The following is a 684-nucleotide window of genomic DNA, read 5'->3' as shown; positions in this document are numbered from 1 at the left end:
GCTGTTGTGCAGGGCTTGATTTCCAGAATTTGGAGCTTGTCGCCGCGCCAGACAAAGTTGTCAGCCGTATAGTGTCGCTGCTTGCCATCCAACTCATATCGAAGTGTCATGGGCTGCACGCAGTAGCGCATGACCGTGGGATCGCATTCGAGAAGGATCATGGCCCGCTTCTCGAGATGCGATTCGCAGCCCATCAGGCGCTCGTTCTTCGGAGAAAAGAGCTTGCCCGCTGCATGCTCTGCGTTGCTCTTCTGAGTGTTCCGAACTGGCCTGCCTAGGTCCAGTTCTATGGGGATCTCGTCCGTGCTTCCGGGAGCGGTAGACAAGCCATCGACCCAGACCGGACGAAGAATCTGAGCGATTTGTCGGTCCGCACAGGAAACAAGGCGAATAGTGGAGTTCGCGGCGATCAAGCGCTTCTCAATCGAAGCTTCCATTTCACTTGTTCCGATCATTTGGCTCTCCTAGCGATGGGATCGGTAGACGACGGCCTTAAGGGCGAATTGGGCTCAAGAGCTTCACGGTGGCCGAAAATAGGAAATCGTTCCTTCTGATGTGGGATTCTCTGTCGAGGACCTTGCTCCCTGCGAAAACGCAGGAGCTGGCGTGCCTGGCCCTGGCGATGACACGGATACCGCTGAAGTGAATGGGCTCCGGCAGGCAGCAACGTTCGGGAGTGAAAGG

General features: G+C 56.3%; 1 protein-coding gene. It reads right to left on the bottom strand.

What is annotated here, in order from left to right:
• On the bottom strand, window positions 1-455 hold a 455-nt coding region (locus ACKGJN_RS16385), incomplete at its 3' end, for a Tn7 transposase TnsA N-terminal domain-containing protein (protein WP_409540640.1).
• Between the last annotated feature and the right edge of the window lie 229 nt (window positions 456-684).

The sequence above is a fragment of the Gillisia xinjiangensis genome, assembly GCF_046298265.1.
GTDB lineage: Bacteria > Bacteroidota > Bacteroidia > Flavobacteriales > Flavobacteriaceae > Gillisia > Gillisia xinjiangensis.
The sequence above is the reverse complement of the archived record's forward strand: the minus strand, read 5'-3'. Positions and strand labels throughout refer to the sequence as shown.